Here is a 15,647-nt window from a genome sequence, read left to right as displayed (position 1 = left end):
CAGCGTCACGCTGAAACCAAAAGTTTCGTCCACCTTTTCAAAGGTGGCGGGGTCGAGGGGCAGAGCCCCCGGCGCGCTCCGCACTGCGAGCCGCAGCGAAGCGTTTCGAGCGCAACCCGCCGAAGGCGGGCTCTTAGCGCGAGATGAGCGCGGAACGCCTTATCCTGTGAAGCGCATTTTTCGGGTGAATTGCCGCCGAAGGGCGGCAAGAGGGTGCTTTTTGCAAGTGAAAAAGCACCCTGCCACACGCAGAGATACAGCCCCCGCGCAGGATGCGCAGATGATTTTGTTTTCCGGTCTGTCCGCCGCCGCGGAGCGGGCAGGCTTGAAAAATATAAAAACGGGTGGAAGGGACATCACCCGCAGAATTTTTAAGGAGGTTTCACCATGGGAATGGTAGTAAGAAGCAACATTATGGCAGTCAACTCTCAGCGTCAGCTGGGTATGAACAACTCGCAGGTTTCCAAGGCGCTGGAAAAGCTGTCCTCCGGTTACCGCATCAACCGCGCGGGCGACGACGCTTCCGGTCTGGCGATCTCGGAGAAGATGAAATCCCAGATCAAAGGTCTGGACACCGCTTCGCTCAACGCACAGGATGGTATCTCGCTGGTACAGACCGCTGAAGGCGCGCTGACCGAGGTCCACAACATGCTCAACCGTATGACCGAGCTGGCAACCCGTTCGGCGAACGGCATCAACGAGGACCTGAACCGTGAGTCCCTCCAGCTCGAGGTTGACAAACTCCAGGAAGAAATCGACCGTATCTCGCAGTCGACCAACTTCAACGGCATCAAGCTGCTGGATGGTTCGCTGGGCGGCGGCAACGTGAGCGCAAACGGCACCAGCTTCACCGGCGCGAATGACATTTCCAAGTTCTCCTCTGCAGAAGTGGTAACCGGTGCTGCGTCTGGCGTCAGCTTCACTGCGGTAACTTCCGCATCTGCAACCGAGACCTTCGTGATTGATGGCCAGAAGCTGGAAATTGACTGGAGCAAGGGCGACGCCAAGAAGTTCCTCGAGTCGATCACCAGCGTGGATGGCTCCACAACTCCGATTGCAACCGAGGCTGGTAAAGAATGGGCGAACAAGCTCACCGAGCTGTTTAATAATCAAATCAAGGAACAGGGACTGAAGGGAAGCGTCAAGATCACCTTCGATGGCAGCAAGTTCTCCCTGAAGAGCGAGAACAAAGGCTCTGATTCCGAATTCTCGTTCAGTGGCTCTACGCTTACTGAAGCGGAGAAATCGTTGGGCAGCCTCCTGTTCGGCGGCAGCACTACCGCAGGCGATCCGATCACATCTATTATCAGCAAAGCACAGAACGAGTACAACGGCGATACCATCGCGCAAAATTCCACCTTCCAGATGAACATCAACGGGACCAAGGTCGTTGTAACTGTTACAGGCCAGATCACCAAAACGTCATCTGCTACTACGGTCACGATGGACACGGTTGCAACCGCATTGCAGGGTTATATCCAGACTGCAGTTGATGAGTACAACAAGCAGAACGGCCTGACTGCCGGTACGTTTGACAAAGCATCCGGCCTGACCGGTTTGACTAAGGCCGACTTCACCGTAGAGGCGGCGGATGATGGCGGCTTCCTCATCAAGTACAACGGGGATGTCGAGGATGTTAAGTTCAGCTTCAGCGACATCGGCGATAAAGACATCGCGTCGGCACTCGGCCTGGCCAACGGCTCGAGCATGGCGGGCGGCAATCGCGGCCTGATTCTCCAGATCGGTGACACTGCGGATACCTTCAACCAGATTGCTGTTTCGGTTGCGAACATGAGCTCGCTGGGTATCGGTGTTGCAGATGTGGATATCTCCAAGCGTGAGGGCGCAGCTTCCGCGATCGACACCATCCGCAGCGCGATCGACAAGGTTTCCGAGCAGCGTGCGGTCCTCGGTGCAACCCAGAACCGTCTGGAATACACCATCAACAACCTGGACACCGCGTCCGAGAACCTCCAGTCCGCGAACAGCCGTATCCGTGATACCGATATGGCCAAGATGATGATGGAGTACACCAAAGTCAACGTGCTGACCCAGTCCGCACAGGCAATGCTCGCGCAGGCCAACCAGCAGCCGCAGAGCGTGCTCCAGCTCCTCCAGTAATGGATTGAATCTTTGCGCGGAGCTTGAACGGCTACAAAAGGCAGGCAGCATTCTGCTGCCTGCCTTTTCCATTTCGATTGGGGGTTGACCATGAAAGCCAAAGTAAAAAAACCAGGTCAGAGACCGCTGGTTTCGATCGGGATGATCGTGAAGAACGAGGAAAAATATCTGGAGGACTGCCTGAAGGCGATGTCCCCCATACGCGAGGCGGTTCCCAGCGAGCTGATCGTTGTGGACACCGGCTCCACCGACCGGACGGTGGAAATTGCGGAGCAATATGCAGACCAGGTACTGCATTTTGAATGGTGCGACGATTTTTCCGCTGCGCGCAATGTCTCGCTGGAAGCCGCTTCGGGGGAATGGTTCCTTTATCTGGACGGGGACGAGATTCTGGAGGAGAACTGCGGTCCGATCATTGAGTTTTTGAAGCTGCCGAACAATCCCTACGGGACCGCCAGCCTGATCCAGCGCAACTATTCGGACTATGAGCATACCGAATATTCCGATTTCCACATGATCCGGCTTTATCGGAATATTCCCGGTATGCGGTTTCAGGGGTCGATTCATGAGAGCATCAATCCCTTTATCGTTCCCACGAAGGATATTTCTGTGATTGCACATCACGATGGATATGTGCAGGGCGTCAACGAGAAAAAACAGCAGCGCAACCAGAAGCTGCTTTTGCTCGAGCTGGAAAAAAATCCGGAGGATGTCCGTATTTTGCGGCATCTTGCGGATACCTATGGCCTGCAAAAGGTTTCCGATGTCGAAGAGCGGACACGAATTGCCCGCGAGATTATCCGGATTTTAGGAGGGAACAGACCCGATCATACCGAGTGGATCTATGCCTATCATACAATGGTGTTTTCTGCGATTATCCGCAGGGAGTACGCGGCTGCGCAGCAGCTCATAAAGGAATTCTTCCAGGACAAAAACGAGGGAGACCTGGCAGCAGACATGGAAATGCGCTACTATCAGGGAAATATCTACTTTGACTGCGAAGAATATCCGTCTGCAAGGGAAGCCTATCTGGAATATCAGCGGCTGTACCAGCTCTATCAGGACGGGAAACTCAATACCCGCGATGTTTACAGTGTGCCGATTGCGTTTGCTGTCCCGTATAATTACGCAATGTCCTGCTATGCAGTCGCGAAATGCTGGCAGGTAGAAGAGAATTATCCGGAGATGAAAGCCGCGCTCGAACACGCTGGATCGCTAACCGAAAAGACATTGGAACGTTCGGACGCAAGCCTGATGATGGAGTGTCTTTATGCTTATGAAGCCGAGGACTTCTCCCGACTACCGATGCTGCTCGAACAGGCTTCTTCTTTGAAGGAAGGCGAGGGCTGGAAGGATTTCACCATCTGGTTTGAAAAGCGGTTTGACCTATTTTTAGTGCGCAAGAAAGACGCCTGCCTGACGATTGCCCAGACCGATCTGCAAAACCCGTTTGCACAGCTCTGCCGGCTGCGCACCGCCCAGACCCGCGAACAGGCGCAGGAACTGCTGGAGCAGCTTCTGGATGATCCGGACGCGGTGAAAACGCCGCTGTTCGCCGATCTTCTGTATGCGACCGTTTTCTACCAGTTCGATTTGCAGCACACCCTTTCCGCGCTCGACAGCAGCCTGGTGGAACGGTACTGGGAAACGCTGGCCAAGCAGCGTCCCGACTGGCCGGAACTGCTCGACACCTACCTGATGGAACACCCCTTGCAGGAAAGCGACCCGCCGGTCTGCTGGTTCTGGCAGACCCGTCTTATGCTGTCGCTGCTGTTAAGCCCGGAGCCGGATACCAAAGTCCTGTTCCAGCAGCCCTGGCTGGATGAGGAACGCTTTGCCAGCCTCGCGCAGCGCTATCTGGACGCAATGACCCACTACTGCCGGATGGTTTACCAGCCCGCCATGCTCCTGCCCGAAAACCGGGTGGCGCTGCCAGCGGAATACCGGTTTGTCATAGGCTGGCAGGAGGCAGAAGCCCTGCAAAAGGAGCAGGGGGACGGTGCCTGTCTGCAACGGCTCGGGGAGATGCTCCAGGAATTCCCCTTGATGAACCGGCTGATTGGGTTGTTCACCGCGCGCACCCGCCAGCGTTTGGAGGCGCAGAAACAACAGCGGGAGGAATTTGAAGCGTTGGCGGAGAATGTCAAGCAGCAGTTTTACCGGCTTGCCAGTGACGGGCAGATTGCACATGCAGCCCAGATACTGGAATCCTACCGCGCACTTTGCCCTGATGACCCTGAACTGCTGCTGATGCAGAGCCAGCTGGACGGGCCGCGATATACACTGGAAAGCTGAGGGAGGAAAAACATGGAGCAAACCATCGCACTTTTGGAGAGTATTGCACAGGCGGACGGTTGTCTGCGTGCCCATCTGGAGCGGGGGGATCTCGCGGCAGCAGGCGCCCTCGCAGAGGAACTGCCGCCAGCTATCCAGACAGTCGCCGAGCGGCTCGCCAGGCGGGCGTCCCTGCCCAGCCTGCCTGAATCCATCCCGGCGGATGCATCCGGCCTGGGCGGCTGGCTGGATCAGCTGGAACACTGGCTGTGGCACGCCTTGTGGTACGCCGAAAATCTGCGGATCGAGCAGCCCGCCTCATTAAAGCCGCGCTGTGCGCTTGACCGGCAGTTTCTCAGCTGGATCGAAGAAATCCGCGTGCTGCCGCAGGAGAAGCTGTTTTCCCGGATTCAGAAACATTTTCTCGCCCAAAGTCCGGAGGATCAACAGGCTTTAGAAGTCTATTTCAAAACGTTTACCTTCTGGGGATCGCTCGACCGGGAAGCCGGGGATTTCACCATCTGGCAGAACAAGGCGGAATCGTTCTGCGCGCATTGGAGGGATTATCTCTGGCTCTACCAGCGGCTGGAGGACTACCGGTCCCGCCAGCTTCTGTTCGGCATCGTGAACAACTGGTACCGGCAGGACTACCACACCCTGGCCCTTGCGGTCGAACACGCCTGGCCGGACTATTTCGATCCGGACCTGATGCCCTGTGACGAAAATGAGGTGCTGGTTGATCTCGGGGCTTATAACGGGGATACTGTTTTGGAATATATGAAGGTCTACGGCCGTTATAAAAAAATCTACTGTTATGAGATCACCCCGGCAACCTTCCGGCTGCTGCGGCAGGTCACACAGAAATTCCCCCAGATCGAATGCCGTATGAAAGGCGCTGGAAAAGAGCGCGGACAGATGTTTATTTCCGCGAATCCGGCCAGTACCTCCGCCAACGTGTTGACTGGCCAGGGGAATATCCCGGTTGAGGTGGTCTCGATCGACGAGGATATTGCCGAACCCATCACCTTTATCAAGATGGATATCGAAGGCGCCGAGCAGAGCGCTCTGCTCGGATGCTCCCGCCATATCCAGCGGGAGCATCCCAAACTGGCGATTTCGGTCTATCACAACAACGAGGACATCTGGAAAATTCCCCGGATGATCGACGAGATCTGCCCGGGGTACCGGTTTTGGCTGCGCTATCACGGCGGCAACCGCTACCCCACCGAAATCTCCCTATTGGCGGTTTACGGCCAGACGATCTGATCCCGGCCCTGAAACGAAACAGCCCATACGCAAGTCAAACGGTGCATGGGCTGTTTCGTATTTTGATGCCCGCTCTTTTCGACCGCCACCGTATAGAAGAATCAATACTTGTATCGGAAAAATAACAAAGACTGGTATAAGACAGCCTCCCCGCGTGCAGACTAATTCCAGAACTGCAAAAGGGAGGCTGTTTTTATGAAAATTCTCAAAGGCTCTAAAACCGAAGCCAATCTGATGGCTGCGTTTGCGGGGGAATCGCAGGCGCGCAACAAGTACACCTATTTCGCAGCGAAAGCGCGGGAGGACGGTTACGAGCAGATTGGCAACATCTTCGATGAGACCGCAAACAATGAAAAGGAACATGCGGAAATCTGGTTCCGGATTCTCCACAACAGCGAGATGCCCGCCACCCCCGAAAACCTCAAGGATGCAGCGGCCGGGGAGAAGTACGAGTGGCAGGAGATGTATGCCAATTTTGCGAAGGAGGCCCGGGAAGAAGGATTCGACAATATCGCGATCCTGTTTGAGCTGGTTGCGAAAATCGAAAAGGAGCATATGGAACGGTATGATACCCTGCTTTCCAACGTCGAAGGGCAGGCCGTGTTCAAAAAGTCCCAGCAGGCGACCTGGATCTGTCTCAACTGCGGGCATATTCATGAGGGCACCGAGCCGCCGAAGGTCTGCCCGGTCTGCAAAAAGCCGCAGGCATGGTTCCAGGTCAGGGCGAACAATTATTAGAGGTTTGATTCTGGCAGACAAAAAGATAACAGGGGGCTTTTTGCGGATGAAAAAGCCCCCTGTTGCCGCCTTTGGGGGGCAGACGGCAATCCACCCGAAAAAAGCGCTTCCCAGGAGGGGTGTCCGGTGCCCAGACAGGCATTCCACCAGCCGGCATCCGGTTGGCGCATCAAGAGAGCCGCTGCGCTCCGAAATGCGCAACACATCCTACGGTACGGCGGCAGAGGGGCATGAAAGGGATTTTTGATTGCAATAATCCAATACGCACAAGGCCCGGAAAAGAATTTTCCAAGCCTTGCGAAACCGACAAATTCCGCTTTGCCTTTCCGCTAGAATAAGAGCTACAGAAGGGGCTTGTCCCCACAGGTGAAAGTACGGGAGGAGAAACAAAAATGAAGAGATTGTTTGCACTGTGGCTTGCACTTTTGTTGATGGCGGCGCTTGGAGCGTGCAGCAGAAAGGCCCCGCCGATCGCTTCGTCCGAGGAAGCGGCGCGGCAGGGCGAAGCCAGTTCCTATAAACCACCGGTTCCCGCAGAAGGGGACCCGCTCCAAAACCGGGAGATGTTCCTTGAGGATGCGGAAATCTACCGGAAGATTTCCGAAACCTACCGCAGGGAAACCGGAAGGACGCTGAGTGCAATCGCCGCGACCTCCGATGGGTTTGAAGAGATGCCCGACCTGTTCCCCGAGACCAAAGAACTGCTTGTCGCACTTCCGGTTCGGACGTCTGTGGGCCTGGCACCTGAGCTTCAGGCCGACCCCAAAACACTGCTCAACGGTGCAGCAGCTCTCTGCGCACCCAGAGGAAGGTCTCGGTCTCCCCGCGCTCCTTGAGCATCCGCAGCATCTGTTCGAGCAGAGCAGCAGAGTTCTGATGCAGGATGGTGTGGCCCCGGCCGCGCATGAAATAATCGTATGGGTCAGCATCCTGATAGGCGGCCCCGTGGTAAATTTTGCAGGCGGCGATCCGGTCACAGAACATCTCTGCTACATACTGTACCGGCATCTCAACCCCGCCCATATGATGGTCCCCGCCTGGCGTATAGTCGATCCAATATTCAAGGTGGTGCTTATTCCGCCCCTTGTGGTGCAGCCATGCGCTGCTGTACCCCTTTTCCCGGCGTTCAGCGTCGTTGGGGCTGCGGTCGCCCTGATAATATTTCGCCCCCACCAGGAATTCCGCCGGGGAATACTTGGAGAGGTCATGGGTCAGCCCCTGCCAATAAAGCCCGATCCGGAAGCAGTGCCGCATGACCAGCAGTTTGTGGCGGGTGATCGTTTTCAGATGCGCATACCATTTATTCATTGCGGATGTCAGCCCTCCATCGGTTCCTCATAGTAAAAACGACCGTCCTCACCCCGGAAATAAGCAGTGCCCTGCGGGGAGGTGAGCAGAGGCGCTATCCCGGGGTTGGAGGCGCAGATGGTATCGAGGTGACAGACCTCGGTGTTTGCCGGGTCGGACATATAAGATTCGTCCTCGTTTCCTTCGAGGAAACGCCAGCCGCTGTCCGGCGCGCCCTCAACCGGCGCTTCCCGGTAGAAGTAACCCACCGGCAGTTTTTCCCGGGTGATCTTACGGGTCGCCAGACAGCCGGCCGGCCCATCCCAGCGGGGGACCGCGGGCTCGATTTGGGGATCGGGCAGATCGTCCTCCGGTTCCAGCTTCCAGTTGCGGCAGACGCTCGGACGGTCGATGTCCACTACATAAGCGTCCTGCCCGAACAGGCGGAGCAGGGACTTGGCTCCCCGGTGGAGTTTGCAGTCCAGCTCGTTCTGGTAGATGGGCACGACCTGGTAAAAGTTGATCGCGTCACCGTCCGGGAGATGGCAGACCGCCGCTTCGGCATCGAAGAGGGCAGGCTCGGTGAGAATCACAGAAGAAAGGTTGGTGTTGTAAGAGAAAGGAGCGCCTTTGGGGACTGTATGACCCCAGCCCAGCCAGGTATCCTCGCTGCCGGGCAGGCGCGCAAGGATTTTGAGCCAGCGCAGAGGCCAATACCATTTTTCCGCCTGCCCGCGGATATTCCAGCGGGCAGGCAGGCAGATGAGAAGTTCGGCGCGGTCGAGCCTGCTGTTGCGCAGCTCCTCGGGGACGTTCATCCGGTGCGCACCCATCCCCAGTGTAACCAGCGTGTAGTAATCCCGTTCGGGGGTAGGCTCGATCAGGCAGATGTCCACATGGATGTCGGGGGAGAGCTTTTCGTGAAAGACCAGAGGATACACCCCAAAATACTGCCGGATATGCGCTTCAACCGCGTCGAACGCCTCCTGCGTATACTGTTCGGGACAATAACTTTCCTCCTGGTCGGGCGGGAATTCCTGTTCAAACAGTTCGGGGTCGAGCGCCTGCACCCGCTCCTTTGCCAGCTCGAACCGGCCCCGATTGCCCAGCGTGCGGCTCACCAGCGCAACAAAAAACCAGCTGTGGGCGTCCTCCGGATTGAGTGCGACCGCGCGGTCGAATGCGGCTGCGGCCCGCTCGTTCTGGTGCAGATAGAAGTAGGAATAGCCAACCCGGTAGTGCCAGCGGAAATCCTCCCTGCCCTGCTCCGCAATCGAGAGCAGCAGCTCGAGCGCGGCCTCCAGTTCCCCCAGATTGTTATAGGCGCGCGCGAGCTGTCCGGTTTCCTCATAACCGCGTTCCTCTGGCGGGAGCGCCAGAACCGCGTCCACGATCTTCTGATGTTCGTCCTGCTCGTGCCACGCCTCAAACTGTGCACGCAGTTGTTCATTCATCGATTTTTCCTGCCTTTCCGGTGGGCTGTTTGCCATGCCCTAAACGGTAATTTCAATCTGGTTGCCTTCCACCCCGACGATGCAGCTTTCATAATATCCATCCCCGGTTGTGCGCGGTCCGCTGATGACCTCATAACCGTCCTGCATCAGCCGCGCGGTCAGGCTGTCCACCGCCTCTCTGCTGCCGGCGCAAAATGCCAGATGGATAAACCCGGTCCGCGCCAGTGCTTTTTCAGGGTCTTCCAGGGCCGGCCTGCTCATGAGTTCCAGCCTTGCCCCGTCCCCAAAAGACAGAAAATAGGAGCGGAAATCTGTCTTTTGATTGTGGTATCCGCTGTTTGAGACCGCCCCGAAATAGGTTTCAAAAAAGTTTCTGGCGCCTTCCAGATCGTTTACATACATTGCGACATGTTCGATCTTCATTGCCTGCCCTCCAGCCGGTGGTATGCTGCCTGCTCCAAGTGATTCGATTATAACATTGAAAGGGGGGACAAATCAACTCTTCCAAACGTTTCCCTGTTTTTGGCCGCAACCGCTTCCCGACGATCGGCGCAGGCCGCTGCGGCTTTTTGAGCGAAGCCCAAAGGGCTGCAAGAGGGGAGCGGGAGCCAAAAGACAGGAGACAGATCCCTTTGCAAAAACAAAAAAGAAGTGCTTCGCTATCCGGACGAAGCACTTCTTTTTTGAACTTTGGACAGAACCTGACAGATCGAAAGGGAACGACCGACTGGTTAATGAACAAAGCGATTGCCAATTCTGAAAATGGCGAACCCGTTAGTTTGATTCTAGCAGAAATAATGGGTTCCAGCCTGCGAAATGTTCCCAAAAGCATAAAATATGTTCCGAATGACAGCAGCCGGCCGGCTGAAAAAAATCTGGGGATTCGGTCGAAACCAAACCGTTCCAATCTTGAATTGCCGGGGGATTTTTGGTATAATGTTTAGCAGATCAGCCCAGAATAGGTGGAAAGGCAACGATGATACCAGAGCGTAATCGCTCTCGAAAGCCGCAAAGCGTCCGCTTTGTGGCTGTTTTTTCGGGCAGTCCTGCAAAAAGAGGCGGAGGGGATTCGGTGGATCAGCCAGCATATTTCCCGCTGTTTGTCAACCTTTCGGGGAAACGGGTGGCGGTATTCGGCGGTGGAACGGTCGGGCTGCGGCGTGCGCAGGTCCTCAGCGGGTTCGGCGCACAGGTGACGGTGATTTCCCCCGCGTTTGCCGGGCAGCCGGATGGCGTGCAGCTGCTCTGCCGCGCCTATAGTCCGGGGGATTGCGCGGGATATGCGCTTGTGATCGCCGCTACCGACAGCCGGACGGTCAACCGGGCGGTTGTCGAGGAATGCCGCGCACTGGGGATACCGGTCAATGCGGCGGATGCGCCCGGGGAATGCGACTTCTATTTCCCTGCGATTGCGCGGCGCGGCAGCCTGGTTGCCGGTGTGACCGCCAGTAATACAGGGCACCGTCTCGCCGCACAGGCTGCAAGGCAGATCCGGGAGCTGCTCGACCGGATCGAACAGGCGAAGCTGTAATGGGTTCCTGCGCACAGGGCCTGTTTGAGAAAGAGGAGGAAGTGGATGGAGAAGCATAAGGTTCGGGTGGGAAGCCGGGACAGCAGGCTGGCAATTGCCCAGAGTATGCTGGTGATCGGGCAGATCCGGCGTGCCCACCCGGAACTCGAAGTCGAGCTTGTCACGATGAAAACGACCGGCGACCGTATCCTCGACCGCCCGCTCGATAAAATCGGGGGAAAGGGGCTTTTTGTCCGGGAGCTGGACCAGGCGCTGCTCGAAGGGCGGATCGACCTTGCGGTGCACAGCCTTAAGGACCTGCCGATGGAGACCGATCCGCGTCTGCCGCTGGCGGCGTTTTCGCCGCGCGCGGACGCGCGGGATGTGCTGATCCTGCCGCAGGGCAGACAGACCCCCGACCTTTCCCTGCCATTCGGAACCTCCAGCCCCCGCCGACGGGTGCAGATTGGACGGCTGTTTGCCGGGGCGCAGGTCGAAAGTGTGCGAGGAAATGTCCAGACCCGGATCGAGAAGCTCGACCGGGGAGGGTTTTCCGCGCTGGTGCTCGCCCATGCGGGGATCGAGCGCCTGGGGATGCAGGACCGGATCAGCCGGGTATTCGGACCGGAGGAGATGATCCCTGCGGCCGGACAGGGGATTCTGGTGACACAGGCGCGCGCAGGCGACGACCTGTGGTATCTGGAGGAGGCCGACTGCCGGGAATCCCGGATAGCGGCTGCGGCGGAACGGTCGTTTGTGCGGGCGCTCGGCGGGGGATGCACCGAACCGATCGCGGCGTATGCGCAGGTACGGGGCGGGGAGCTCTGTCTGACAGGGCTTTTCGCAGTGGAAGAAGCGGGCATCCTGCGGACAGGCGGCCTTACCGGGGATGCAGGGGCGCCCGAACAGTTGGGTGAACGGTTGGCCGCGCAGTTAGGAGGGGTATAATGCAAACAGGAAAGGTATATCTGGTCGGAGCGGGACCGGCTGATGTGGGGCTGTTGACCCTGCGTGGAAAGGAATTGATCGAACGGGCGGATGTGGTGGTTTATGATGCGCTGGTTGGGCAGGCGGTTTTGGGCCTGATCCCTGAATCCACCCGCCGGATTGATGTCGGCAAACGCGCGGGAGAGCATCCAGTCCCGCAGCAGCGGATCAATATGATCCTGTTGGAGGAGGCGCTCTCCGGCAGTCAGGTGGTGCGGCTCAAGGGCGGGGACCCGTTCCTGTTCGGCAGGGGCGGCGAAGAGCTGGAGCTGCTCGAGCAGAACGGCATCCCGTTTGAGGTGGTGCCGGGGGTCAGTTCAGCGGCTGCGGTGCCCGCTTATGCGGGAATCCCGCTCACCCATCGGGATTTCTGTTCGTCGGTGCATATTATCACCGGGCAGCGGAAATCCGCCCGCCCGCCCGAGGAATTCGAGGCGCTTGTCCGGGCAGGGGGGACGCTGGTTTTCCTGATGGGGGTCGGGGGACTGGAGCAGATCTGCACCGGGCTGACAGAGGCGGGAATGCCGCCTGAAACCCCTGCCGCGCTGATCGAACGCGGGACAACCGCCCGCCAGCGGCGGTTGCTTTCGACCGTTGCAGCGCTCCCGGAGGAGGCCAGGCAGGCCGGGGTGCGCCCTCCGGCGGTGCTGATGGTCGGGGAGGTCTGCCGGTTGTCCGAGCGGTTTTCCTGGGCGGAAAAACGTCCGCTTCACGGAAAGAAAATCCTTGTGACCCGTCCCCGGGAGATGGCCTCCCGTCTGACCGGGATGCTCCGGGAAGCAGGGGCGGAGGTCATTGAAATCCCTGCAATCCGTACGGTGGAGATACCGGAGAATCCTGCGCTCGACCTGTCGCTCGATCATGTGGGGCGGTACGGGTGGCTGGTGCTGACCAGCCCGAGCGGCGCACGCATCTTTTTTGAGCGGCTGCGCAGGCAGCAGCGGGATGTGCGGATGCTGGGCGAAATCCGGTTGGCGGCAATCGGCGCGGCGACCGCGCGGGAGATCGAAGCGCATGGCCTGTTTGCCGATCTGGTGCCCGAGCGGTTCAGTGCGGCAGCGCTTGGTACAGCGCTCGCCCAGGCCGCCGGGGGGACACGGGTGCTGATCGTCCGGGCAAGGGAAGGCTCCCCGGATTTGACCGCCGAGCTGGAACGGGCGGGAATTCCCTATGATGACCTGCCGCTTTATGATACGGTCTATGAGAGTGCACAGTCAATGGTCGGGGCGGCGATGCTCGATGCGGGGGAGGTCGACTATGTGGCGTTCACCAGCGCTTCGACAGTGCAGGGATTTGTGCGCGCGATCGGTGCCCGGGATTACAGCGGGATTCGTGCCGCCTGTATCGGCGAGGCGACCGCGCGTGCAGCACAGGCGTGCGGAATGCAGGTTGTTGTTGCAGAACAGGCGACGATGCAGTCGCTCGTCCAGCTGATGACCGAACAAACGGGCAATAAGGAGGAACCTGTTGATGGATAATTTGAGATTCAGGCCGCGCAGGCTGCGCCGGAATCCGGCGATCCGGGGGCTGGTGCGGGAGACGCGCGTTTCAAAATCTTCGCTGATCTACCCGCTCTTTGTCGAGGAAGGGACCGGGATTGCAGCGCCGATCCCCTCGCTGGACGGGCAGTTCCGCTACAGTCCGGATACCCTGCCCCGCGCGCTCGAGCAGGTCTGCGAGGCGGGAGTCCCGGCAGTGATGCTGTTTGGAATCCCGGCGCAGAAGGATCCTGAGGGAACCAGCGCATGGGCGGAAAATGGGGTGGTGCAGCAGGCGCTGCGGGAGGCCAGGGCCAGGTTCCCGGAGCTTTACCTCATCACCGATGTCTGCCTTTGTGAGTATACCTCCCACGGGCACTGCGGCCTGCTCCGCGGGCAGGAGGTGGACAACGACCGAACCCTTGAAGTGCTCGCCAGGACAGCGCTTTCCCATGTGCAGGCAGGGGCGGATATGGTGGCGCCCTCCGACATGATGGACGGACGGGTTCTGGCAATCCGCGAGACCCTCGACCGGAACGGGTTCTCCGAAACACCGATCCTCTCCTACGCGGTGAAATATGCATCGGCATTTTATGGTCCGTTCCGGGATGCGGCGGGCAGTGCGCCCGGCTTCGGTGACCGCAAGGGCTACCAGATGGATTATCACAATTCCCGTGAGGCGGTGCGGGAGGCCCTGCTCGATGTGGAACAGGGTGCGGACATCCTGATGGTCAAGCCCGCGCTCGCCTATCTTGATGTACTTGCCGAGGTGGCGCGTGCCACCGGGATGCCTATGGCGGCTTACAGCGTGTCCGGGGAATATGCCATGATTAAGGCAGCGGCAAAGGCCGGCCTGATCGACGAGGCTTCCGCAGCCTGCGAGAGTGCAGTTTCGATCTTTCGGGCGGGTGCGGACATCCTCATCAGCTATTATGCCAAGGAGCTGGCGGGCTGGATCGACGAAGGCCGGATCGGTTGACAGAGCGTCCAAGTTGTGCTAAAATAATCCAAAATATGCAAACAAACGGGACGTCCCGTTTGTTCCTTCTTCAGAAGGAACAAATATGGCTGATTGCGGAATTCCCGTATTGACTGCTAAAAATAAGGAGCATTTAGAGATGGAAGCAAAAGAAAACATAGCCAGAGAACTGGGGCTTCTTCGCGGCAGCACACAACAGCTTGAACAGACATGGCAGATTTCGGGCATTCCGATCAAAACGACCATCCCTTTCATCGGATGGTTGGTCACGCTTGGGAAACGCTGTATCAGAAAGAGTGTACACTGGCTGATTGCCCCTTACTGGGAACAGCAGACGGCTTTTAACCATACAACCATGGAGGCGATTTCAGAATTGTACCGGATTCAAAATGGACTGTGCGGAGAGCAGCCGGGAAATCTGCTCGACGGTTACCAGCGGCAGGTCAACGATCAGCAGGGTCAGATCGAACAGTACCGCGCGGAGATAGAAAAATGGGCGGAAGTCCTTTTGCGCATTGATGCAACAGTTCGGGAGGGATTCTCAGAGTGCCGCGAAAAATTCCGGCAAAACTGCGAATCGGACAGAAGTGATAAACAAAATGCGATTCTGTATGCCTACCGGTACCTGTTGGGGAGGGAACCGGAGAACACCGACATAGTCCTTTACAATGAAAAGGACTATCAGGAGTTAAAACAGACATTTGAAAGTGCGCCCGAATATCTTTTGAAGCACAATGAGAAGCGATTACAGATGGACGCCCTGACAACCAAACAACTGATCGGAAAGTTTGACTTCCAGATTGACTATGAGGAGGTTCTGGAAAAGAATTATTCAAAGCTTATCAATCCGGGGGATACGGTCGTTGATATTGGCGCCCATGTTGGAAGGCATTTAAGGGTATTTGAGCGGCTGGTCACGGAAACCGGCTCTTTATATGGGTTTGAGCCGCTGAAAAAACAGTATGGCTATCTTACGGAAACCTTCCAGGCAGAGAACGTCAGGTTGTTCAACCTGGCATTGTCCAATTTTAATGGGGAGACGGAATTCTGGGAGTGCGAAAACTACCCGGAAGAAAGCGGATTAAAACAAAGGGTGGTTTATAATCGTGAAGATGCGCGGCTAAAAAGCATAAAGGTGCAGGTAAAACAGCTGGACGATTTTATGGACTGCTTTACCAGACTGGATTATATCAAGCTGGACGCCGAAGGAGCGGAAGTGGATATTCTGGAAGGGGCCGCGCGGGTGATCTCCAAATTCCGCCCGATCATCAGTACGGAATATGGAGGGCCTGGTTACGGTGCGTACGGACGGCAGAGAAGGAGTCTGTTCGACCTGTGTGAGAAGAATCACTATTCCGTTACAGATATCTTTGGGAATCCCATCTTCGATCTTTCCGAGTGGGAGGAATGCTGCGATTCTGTGTATTGGGACTATTTTCTTGTCCCAAGGGAAAAACTGGCGAAATTTCTGTTTTGCCTGCACAATTAGGATTCGGAAAGAGGGGGACTTGCCCCCTCTTTTTGCACTTGGCTCTTGAGCGGCGCGGACAGTA

General features: G+C 57.3%; 14 protein-coding genes. 11 read left to right on the top strand and 3 right to left on the bottom strand.

Annotation, left to right across the window (positions count from 1 at the left end; translation table 11 throughout):
* The first annotated feature begins 387 nt into the window (after positions 1 to 387).
* From D5269_RS08010 to D5269_RS07990, 5 genes are all read left to right on the top strand, one after another.
* Positions 388 to 2,121: a flagellin gene (locus tag D5269_RS08010; RefSeq protein WP_120485832.1), complete on the top strand. Its 1,734-nt coding sequence runs from the start codon at positions 388 to 390 to the stop codon at positions 2,119 to 2,121.
* Between the two features lie 90 nt (positions 2,122 to 2,211).
* A complete protein-coding gene (locus tag D5269_RS08005; protein WP_120485831.1) occupies positions 2,212 to 4,416 on the top strand; it encodes a glycosyltransferase family 2 protein in 2,205 nt (734 codons plus the stop codon).
* A 12-nt stretch (positions 4,417 to 4,428) separates the two neighbouring features.
* Positions 4,429 to 5,661 carry an FkbM family methyltransferase gene (locus tag D5269_RS08000; protein ID WP_120485830.1) on the top strand — a complete coding sequence of 411 codons (1,233 nt, stop codon included), beginning with the start codon at positions 4,429 to 4,431 and terminating at the stop codon, positions 5,659 to 5,661.
* A gap of 195 nt (positions 5,662 to 5,856) precedes the next feature.
* Positions 5,857 to 6,399 carry a rubrerythrin gene (gene rbr / locus D5269_RS07995; protein WP_120485829.1) on the top strand — a complete coding sequence of 181 codons (543 nt, stop codon included), beginning with the start codon at positions 5,857 to 5,859 and terminating at the stop codon, positions 6,397 to 6,399.
* A gap of 392 nt (positions 6,400 to 6,791) precedes the next feature.
* Positions 6,792 to 7,235: a hypothetical protein gene (locus tag D5269_RS07990; RefSeq protein WP_120485827.1), complete on the top strand. Its 444-nt coding sequence runs from the start codon at positions 6,792 to 6,794 to the stop codon at positions 7,233 to 7,235.
* On the opposite strand, the gene D5269_RS07985 is transcribed toward D5269_RS07990, so the two are convergent.
* From D5269_RS07985 to D5269_RS07975, 3 genes are read right to left on the bottom strand one after another with little or no spacing between them, the layout of a single operon-like run.
* On the bottom strand, positions 7,174 to 7,707 hold the full coding sequence (locus D5269_RS07985; RefSeq protein ID WP_120485826.1) for a DUF5662 family protein: 534 nt from the start codon (positions 7,705 to 7,707) through the stop codon (positions 7,174 to 7,176). The two genes, D5269_RS07990 and D5269_RS07985, sit on opposite strands and share 62 nt — an antisense overlap.
* A gap of 8 nt (positions 7,708 to 7,715) precedes the next feature.
* Complete coding sequence (locus D5269_RS07980) at positions 7,716 to 9,140, bottom strand: DUF2185 domain-containing protein (protein WP_158604973.1); 1,425 nt, start codon at positions 9,138 to 9,140, stop codon at positions 7,716 to 7,718.
* Between the two features lie 39 nt (positions 9,141 to 9,179).
* The gene (locus D5269_RS07975) at positions 9,180 to 9,563 is read right to left on the bottom strand and encodes a VOC family protein (RefSeq protein ID WP_016317059.1); all 384 of its coding nucleotides are present in this window, start codon (positions 9,561 to 9,563) and stop codon (positions 9,180 to 9,182) included.
* Between the two features lie 209 nt (positions 9,564 to 9,772).
* On the opposite strand from D5269_RS07975, the gene D5269_RS07970 reads away from it, so the two are divergent.
* The 6 genes from D5269_RS07970 to D5269_RS07945 all read left to right on the top strand — a co-directional run bounded on the left by D5269_RS07970 (position 9,773) and on the right by D5269_RS07945 (position 15,583).
* Entirely contained in the window at positions 9,773 to 10,084 is a 312-nt protein-coding gene (locus D5269_RS07970) for a hypothetical protein (RefSeq protein ID WP_120485824.1), read from the top strand.
* 128 nt (positions 10,085 to 10,212) lie between these two features.
* Positions 10,213 to 10,671, top strand: coding sequence for a bifunctional precorrin-2 dehydrogenase/sirohydrochlorin ferrochelatase (locus D5269_RS07965; protein WP_243126835.1), 459 nt, complete (start codon positions 10,213 to 10,215; stop codon positions 10,669 to 10,671).
* Positions 10,672 to 10,716: 45 nt separating this feature from the next.
* A complete protein-coding gene (hemC, locus tag D5269_RS07960; protein ID WP_016317057.1) occupies positions 10,717 to 11,598 on the top strand; it encodes a hydroxymethylbilane synthase in 882 nt (293 codons plus the stop codon).
* Positions 11,598 to 13,115: a uroporphyrinogen-III C-methyltransferase gene (cobA, locus tag D5269_RS07955; protein WP_120485822.1), complete on the top strand. Its 1,518-nt coding sequence runs from the start codon at positions 11,598 to 11,600 to the stop codon at positions 13,113 to 13,115. The genes hemC and cobA overlap by 1 nt, the downstream gene beginning before the upstream one ends.
* Positions 13,108 to 14,094, top strand: a complete 987-nt coding sequence (gene hemB, locus D5269_RS07950) for a porphobilinogen synthase (protein WP_120485821.1) — start codon at positions 13,108 to 13,110, stop codon at positions 14,092 to 14,094. The genes cobA and hemB overlap by 8 nt, the downstream gene beginning before the upstream one ends.
* A 139-nt stretch (positions 14,095 to 14,233) precedes the next feature.
* Positions 14,234 to 15,583, top strand: coding sequence for an FkbM family methyltransferase (locus tag D5269_RS07945; protein ID WP_166545156.1), 1,350 nt, complete (start codon positions 14,234 to 14,236; stop codon positions 15,581 to 15,583).
* The last annotated feature ends 64 nt before the right edge of the window (positions 15,584 to 15,647 follow it).

This window comes from Anaerotruncus sp. 1XD42-93 (assembly GCF_009917605.1).
GTDB lineage: Bacteria > Bacillota > Clostridia > Oscillospirales > Ruminococcaceae > Anaerotruncus.
The sequence above is the reverse complement of the archived record's forward strand: the minus strand, read 5'-3'. Positions and strand labels throughout refer to the sequence as shown.